The following is a 6,102-nucleotide window of genomic DNA, read 5'->3' on the forward strand; positions in this document are numbered from 1 at the left end:
GTCCAGGGCGCCGAGCCCGGCGGCCCGGGCGGCCAGGCCGAGCACGACGGGCTGGTGCGCCCCGCGGGGGAAGGCGGCGGCCAGCGCGTCCAGTTCGGCGGCGGGCCAGGTGGCGCGGGCGGCCCGCAGCAGCTGCCGGCCGAGCCGGCGGGCCGCGGCGCGCAGCGCGGGCGAGGGGGTGCGGGCGTCGGCGGCGGCATCGAGCTCCGCCGGGTCGAGGCCGAGGGCGGCGGACGCCGCGAGGGCGGCGGCGGTCAGCCCGGCGGTGTGCAGCCGGCCCCGGCAGAACTGGGCCAGGGAGGCGGCGTCGTGGATCCGGCCCGCCTTGCAGGCGGCCTCCGCTCCGCCGGAGTGGGCGTGCCCACCGGCGGGGAAGCGGCCGTCCGCGAGGACGAGCAGAGCGGCGAGGCTCATCGGGAACGGTCCTCCATCAGAAGAGGAAGTAGCGCTGCGCCATGGGCAGCTCCGCGGCGGGGGCCGGTTCCACGACCTCGCCGTCGATGCTGACGGTGAAGGTGTCGGCGTCGACCTCGACCCTCGGCATGGCGTCGTTGTTGCGCATGTCCGTCTTGCTCGTCCTGCGGGTGCTCTCGATGGCCGTGAACTGCTTGGTGAGGCCGAGCCGTTCGGGCAGGTGGTCGTCGAGGGCAGCCTGCGAGGTGAAGTTGAGCGAGTTCAGGCCGGGGGCGCGTCCGACGGCGCCGTACATGGGCCGGGGCAGGACGGGCTGGGGCGTGGGGATGGAGGCGTTGGCGTCGCCCATCTGCGCGTAGGCGATCTGGCCGCCCTTGACGACCACCTCGGGCTTGACGCCGAAGAAGGCCGGGTTCCACAGCACCAGGTCGGCGAGCTTGCCCACCTCGACCGAGCCGATCTCCTTGGCAAGGCCCTGGGCCACGGCCGGATTGATCGTGTACTTGGCGACGTAGCGGCGGGCCCGGTGGTTGTCGGCGGGGCCGTCTCCGGGCAGGAAGCCGCGCCGCTTCTTCATCACGTGGGCGGTCTGCCAGGTGCGCAGCACGACCTCGCCGACCCGGCCCATGGCCTGGGAGTCGGAGGAGATGATGGAGATGGCCCCGAGGTCGTGGAGCACGTCCTCGGCCGCGATGGTGGAGGGCCGGATCCGGGACTCGGCGAAGGCGAGGTCCTCGGGGACGGCCGGGTTGAGGTGGTGGCAGACCATCAGCATGTCGAGGTGCTCCTCGACGGTGTTGACGGTGTGCGGCCGGGTGGGGTTGGTGGAGCTGGGCAGGATGTTCGGCTCGGAGACCACGGTGATGATGTCGGGGGCGTGGCCGCCGCCCGCGCCCTCGGTGTGGTACGAGTGGATGGTCCGCCCGGCGATGGCCGCGAGGGTGTCGCCCACGAACCCGGCCTCGTTGAGGGTGTCGGTGTGGATGGCGACCTGCGTGCCGGTCTCGTCGGCGACGCTCAGGCAGGCGTCGATGACGGCGGGGGTGGCCCCCCAGTCCTCGTGGATCTTGAAGCCGAGGGCGCCGCCGCGCAGCTGGGAGTACATGCCCTCGCGGGACATGGTGTTGCCCTTGCCGAGCAGGCCGATGTTGACGGGGTAGGCCTCCAGCGCCGCGAACATCCGGGCCAGGTGCCAGGGTCCGGGGGTGACGGTGGTGGCCTTGGAGCCCTCGGCGGGGCCGGTGCCGCCGCCGACGAGGGTGGTGATGCCGGAGGCCAGGGCCTCGTCGACGACGGTCGGCGAGATGAAGTGGACGTGGGTGTCGATGGCACCGGCTGTGACTATCTTCCCGTTGCCCGCGATGATCTCGGTCTCGGGGCCGATGACGAGGGCGGGGTCCACCCCGTCCATGGTGTCGGGGTTGCCGGCCTTGCCGATGCCGCAGATGCGGCCGTCGCGGATGCCGACGTCGGCCTTGACGATGCCCCAGTGGTCCAGGACGACCACGCCGGTGATCACCGTGTCGGGGGCGCCTTCGGCGCGGGTGGTGCGGGCCTGCCCCATGGACTCGCGGATGACCTTGCCGCCGCCGAACACGGCCTCGTCGCCGGAGTGGCCGGGGCCGCCGCTGAGGTCCTGCTCGATCTCGACGAAGAGGTCGGTGTCGGCGAGCCGGATCCGGTCGCCCCGGGTGGGGCCGAAGAGGTCGGCGTACGCCTGGCGCGAGATCTCAGGCATCGAGGGGTCCTCCGGTCTCCCCGCGCAGTCCGGGCACGGTGCGCAGCCCGCCGATCGGTACGAGTTCCACGGCGACCGGGATGCCCGGCTCGAAGCGGACGGCGGTGCCGGCGGCGATGTTCAGGCGAAGGCCCCGGGCGGCCCGCCGGTCGAAGTCGAGGCCGGGGTTGGCCTCGGCGAAGTGGTAGTGCGAGCCGACCTGGACGGGCCGGTCGGCGGCGTTGAGCACGGTGAGGCGGGTGACGGGGCGGCCTTCGTTGAGGCGCACGGGACCGTCCCCGAAGGCGATTTCGCCGGGGATCATAAGGATTGCCCCCTTCAGACGATCGGGTCGTGGACGGTGACGAGCTTGGTGCCGTCGGGGAACGTCGCCTCGACCTGGACGTCGTGGATCATCTCGGGGATGCCCTCCATGACCTCGGCGCGGGTGACCACCTTGCGTCCGGACTCCATGAGCTCGGCGACGGTCCGGCCGTCCCGGGCGCCTTCGAGGAGGTGGGAGGTGATCAGGGCGATGGCCTCGGGGTGGTTGAGGAGGACCCCGCGCGCCCTGCGCTTCTCGGCCACGTCGGCGGCCACGTGGATCAGCAGTCTCTCTTGTTCGTGTGGTGTCAACTGCACCTGTATCACCAAGCTTCCGGGACAAGATCTTTTCGCGCCGTGGCGACCGTACTGGCCGTCAACACTTTGTTGACCTGCGCATATCCATGCCAAGCATGTCTTGCCCAACACTGAGAGAGGCTTTCCGTCCGGATCACCGGCGCTTTACCGCCCCATGGGCGGTCGTTGGCGGAAGGCCGCGGGGCACACCATAGGGGCGGAAGTTTTCCGCCCCGTTAACCCACGTTTCCGGAAGGCACCCGGTTCATCCCGTCGGGGGAGCAGGAGCCGCCTTCGTCATACGATCGCCCGTTCGCGGCCCGTCCGTTCAGCGGCCGCGGGTGGTGCCGGCGGGCGCACCGGCCGGCCAGGGCAGGGCGAGCCAGACGGTCTTGCCGCCGTCCTCGGTGGGGCTGACCGACAGCCGGCCGCCCGCCTCCGCCGCCAGCCAGCGGATGATGACCATGCCCCGGCCGTTGTCCTGCTGGACGGCCGCGGGCAGCCGCTTGGGCCACCGGGGGTGGCTGTCGGTCACCCCGACGCGCAGCCACTCCTCGCGCTCCAGGCGCAGGTCGACGGTGAAGGTGGGCGACTGCCCGAAGGTGTGCTGCACGGAGTTGGTCGCGAGCTCCGAGACGACCAGCCGTACGGTGTCGGCGGTGTCGGCGTCCTCCGGAAGTCCCCAGTCGCTCAGTACCTGTGCGGCGTAGCGGCGGGCGGCGGCCACCGAGACCGGGTCGCTCGGCAGGGTGACGGATGCTTCCAGCTGATCTGCCATGGCGACGTCCCTTTCCCACCGGGACGGAGCCGTCCCGGATCTGCGCTGAGCGCCAGAGTGCCATCCATCCTGCCGCCGTTTCCGCCGTTCCCCCAAGATATGCATATATCTGTCGCTCAATGCGGTGAACTCTGCTACGGAAGAGCGTATTTGGACGGCAGACTGGTGCGGTCTGTGCCGGTGGAAGGAGAGCGGGTATGCAGCACGGTCCCGCGGTGCGACGGCGCAAGCTCGGCGAGGAACTGCGCGCACTGCGCGACCGTACCGGGCTCACGAGCGGCGAGGTGGCCCGCATCGTGGGATGGCACCAGTCGAAGGTCAGCCGGATCGAGACGGGCCGCAGTGGCGTGAAGACGCAGGACATCCGACTGCTGCTGGACGCCTACGGGGACGTGGTCGGCCCGCAGCAACGCGCCCTGCTGGAGGCCCTCGGCGCCTCGGCGGCCGGACCCGGGGCGGGGGGCGAGGAGGCACGCGGGCGGCAGTGGTGGCACGACTACCGGGGCCTGCTGCCGCAGGAGTACCGGGACTTCATCAGCCTGGAGGCAGGGGCGCGCTCGGCGCGGACGGTGGAACTCTCGGTGGTGCCGGGCCTGTTGCAGACCGCCGAGTACGCCAGGGCCGTGACCCGGGCCGCGCTCGGCGGGCTGCCGGAGCCGAAGGTGGACGCGCTGGTCGACGTACGGCTGGCCCGGCAGGCGGTGCTGCGGGCGGACCCGCCGCTGGAGCTGAGCGCCGTACTGGACGAGGCGGTGCTGCGCCGGCAGATCGGCGGGCCGGGGGTGATGCGGGAGCAGCTGCGGCACCTGGCGGAGGTGGCACGGCTGCCCCAAGTTCACCTCCAGGTGCTGCCGTTCACCGTGGGGGGTCATCTCGGCCTGACCGGACCGTTCGTCATTTTCTCATTTCCGAACATCGCCGATCTGGATGTGGTGGTACTCGACCATTTGACGAGTAGCCTCTATCTGGAGCGGAAGGAAGACCTTGAGGCGTACAGCGCCGCGTTCCGCACCATCCAGGCGCACGCCCTCCCGCCCCGTGACTCGTCGGACCTCATCAGCTCACTCGCTGAGGACGTGTAAGGAGGCACCCCCGTGTCCGCAACCCCCTTATCCACCAGCGGACTTCTGAACAGCGCGCGGTGGCGGCGGAGCAGTCGCAGCACCGGAATGAACAACTGCGTGGAAGCGGCCGCCCTGACCGGCGGCCTGCTGGCCGTCCGCGACTCCAAGCGGACGGACGGCCCGGCCGTGCTCTTCACCGGGCCGGCCTGGGACGGCTTCCTCGCCTCCGTACGGACGGACGTGCGCGTGTGACGTCCTACCGCTGAACCGGCTCCGTGGCCCCGGCCGGAGCGGTCCGCAGGACCGTCCCGACGGCGCGGCCGATCTCGTCCCCCGTGAGATCAGCCCGCGCCGTCAGCCTCAGCCGGGAGATGCCGTCCGGCACCGATGGCGGACGGAAGCAGCCCACGGACAGTCCCTCCTCGCGGCAGTCGGCGGCCCAGCGCAGTGCCGCCGCGGCCGACGGGGCCCGCACCGACACCACGGCCGCGTCCGGCCTGACCGCGGTCAGGCCGGACGCGGTGAGCCGCCCGTACAGTTCGGCGGCCACCTCCCGGACCCGGTCGGCGCGCTGCGGCTCCCGCTCCAGCAGGCGCAGGCCCGCCAGCGCCGCGCCTGCGGCGGCCGGGGCGAGGCCCGTGTCGAAGATGAACGCGCGGGCGGTGTTGACCAGGTGCCGGATCACCTTGGCCGGCCCCAGCACGGCTCCGCCCTGGCTGCCCAGCGACTTCGAGAGGGTCATCGTCGCGACCACCCCGGGCGCGCCCGCGAGCCCGGCCGCGTGCAGGGCGCCCCGGCCCCCCTCGCCCAGCACCCCGAGCCCGTGCGCGTCGTCCACGACCAGGGCCGCGCCCGCCTCCCGGCAGGCGGCGGCGTAGGCGGCGAGCGGGGCGGCGTCCCCGTCGACCGAGAACACCGAGTCGGTCACCAGCAGGGCACGGCCCCCGTGCCCGGCGAGGGTCTTGCGGACCTGCTCCACGTCCCCGTGCGGGGTCACCTCCACCTCCGCCCGCGACAGGCGGCAGCCGTCGACGATCGAGGCGTGGTTGCCGGCGTCGGAGACGACCAGCGTGCCCCGGCCGCTGAGCGCCGTCACCGCGGCGAGGTTCGCGGCATATCCGGAGGAAAGCACCAGGGCCGCCTCGAATCCGGCGAAAGCGGCCAGCCCCCGCTCCAGTTCGGTGTGCAGCTCCGTCGTCCCCGTCACCAGGCGCGACCCGGTGGCCCCCGCACCCCAGCGCTCGGCCGCCGCACAGGCGCCGCGGACGGTCTCGGGGTGCCGGGAGAGACCGAGGTAGTCGTTGCTCGCGAGGTCCAGGAGGGGCGAGTCGGCCGGGCGCGGGCGCAGGGTCCGCACCAGTCCCGCCTCCTCGCGCAGCCGCTCCGCACCGTCGATCCAGGCGAAGACGTCCTCGGGTTCCGGGGTGGGCTGGGTCATCGGCGGTCCTCGCGTCGCGTCTCGCGATGTGTCTCGCGTTTTGTCGGCAGTCGACAGATCTGCTCGACCC

At 72.4% G+C, this 6,102-nt stretch carries 8 protein-coding genes; 2 read left to right on the plus strand and 6 right to left on the minus strand.

The features are described 5' to 3' along the window. The 5 genes from VR44_RS34485 to VR44_RS34505 form a co-directional block, all read right to left on the minus strand. On the minus strand, positions 1 to 414 hold a 414-nt coding region (locus VR44_RS34485), incomplete at its 3' end, for an urease accessory protein UreF (RefSeq protein ID WP_045951585.1). A 16-nt stretch (positions 415 to 430) separates the two neighbouring features. Next, positions 431 to 2,152, minus strand: coding sequence for an urease subunit alpha (locus VR44_RS34490; protein ID WP_045951586.1), 1,722 nt, complete (start codon positions 2,150 to 2,152; stop codon positions 431 to 433). Beyond that, a complete protein-coding gene (locus VR44_RS34495; RefSeq protein WP_045951587.1) occupies positions 2,145 to 2,456 on the minus strand; it encodes an urease subunit beta in 312 nt (103 codons plus the stop codon). The genes VR44_RS34490 and VR44_RS34495 overlap by 8 nt, the downstream gene beginning before the upstream one ends. A 14-nt stretch (positions 2,457 to 2,470) precedes the next feature. Next, on the minus strand, positions 2,471 to 2,773 hold the full coding sequence (locus VR44_RS34500; RefSeq protein ID WP_045951592.1) for an urease subunit gamma: 303 nt from the start codon (positions 2,771 to 2,773) through the stop codon (positions 2,471 to 2,473). 307 nt (positions 2,774 to 3,080) lie between these two features. Continuing rightward, positions 3,081 to 3,530 (minus strand): ATP-binding protein, encoded by a 450-nt coding sequence (locus VR44_RS34505; RefSeq protein ID WP_045951588.1) that lies wholly within the window; start codon positions 3,528 to 3,530, stop codon positions 3,081 to 3,083. A gap of 197 nt (positions 3,531 to 3,727) precedes the next feature. On the opposite strand from VR44_RS34505, the gene VR44_RS34510 reads away from it, so the two are divergent. Continuing rightward, complete coding sequence (locus VR44_RS34510; protein ID WP_045951589.1) at positions 3,728 to 4,612, plus strand: helix-turn-helix domain-containing protein; 885 nt, start codon at positions 3,728 to 3,730, stop codon at positions 4,610 to 4,612. Positions 4,613 to 4,624: 12 nt separating this feature from the next. Next, a complete protein-coding gene (locus VR44_RS34515; RefSeq protein WP_045951590.1) occupies positions 4,625 to 4,846 on the plus strand; it encodes a DUF397 domain-containing protein in 222 nt (73 codons plus the stop codon). A gap of 4 nt (positions 4,847 to 4,850) precedes the next feature. On the opposite strand, the gene VR44_RS34520 is transcribed toward VR44_RS34515, so the two are convergent. Beyond that, the gene (locus VR44_RS34520; RefSeq protein ID WP_045951591.1) at positions 4,851 to 6,032 is read right to left on the minus strand and encodes an 8-amino-7-oxononanoate synthase; all 1,182 of its coding nucleotides are present in this window, start codon (positions 6,030 to 6,032) and stop codon (positions 4,851 to 4,853) included. Positions 6,033 to 6,102 lie beyond the last annotated feature (70 nt).

Source organism: Streptomyces katrae (assembly GCF_000966975.1).
GTDB classification, from domain to species: domain Bacteria; phylum Actinomycetota; class Actinomycetes; order Streptomycetales; family Streptomycetaceae; genus Streptomyces; species Streptomyces katrae.

Bases quoted from the DNA above. Each gene is read 5' to 3' on its own strand.
- VR44_RS34510 (WP_045951589.1), top strand. From the start codon at position 3,728: ATGCAGCACGGTCCCGCGGTGCGACGGCGCAAGCTCGGCGAGGAACTG.
- VR44_RS34505 (WP_045951588.1), bottom strand. From the start codon at position 3,530: ATGGCAGATCAGCTGGAAGCATCCGTCACCCTGCCGAGCGACCCGGTC.
- VR44_RS34495 (WP_045951587.1), bottom strand. From the start codon at position 2,456: ATGATCCCCGGCGAAATCGCCTTCGGGGACGGTCCCGTGCGCCTCAAC.
- VR44_RS34520 (WP_045951591.1), bottom strand. From the start codon at position 6,032: ATGACCCAGCCCACCCCGGAACCCGAGGACGTCTTCGCCTGGATCGAC.
- VR44_RS34490 (WP_045951586.1), bottom strand. From the start codon at position 2,152: ATGCCTGAGATCTCGCGCCAGGCGTACGCCGACCTCTTCGGCCCCACC.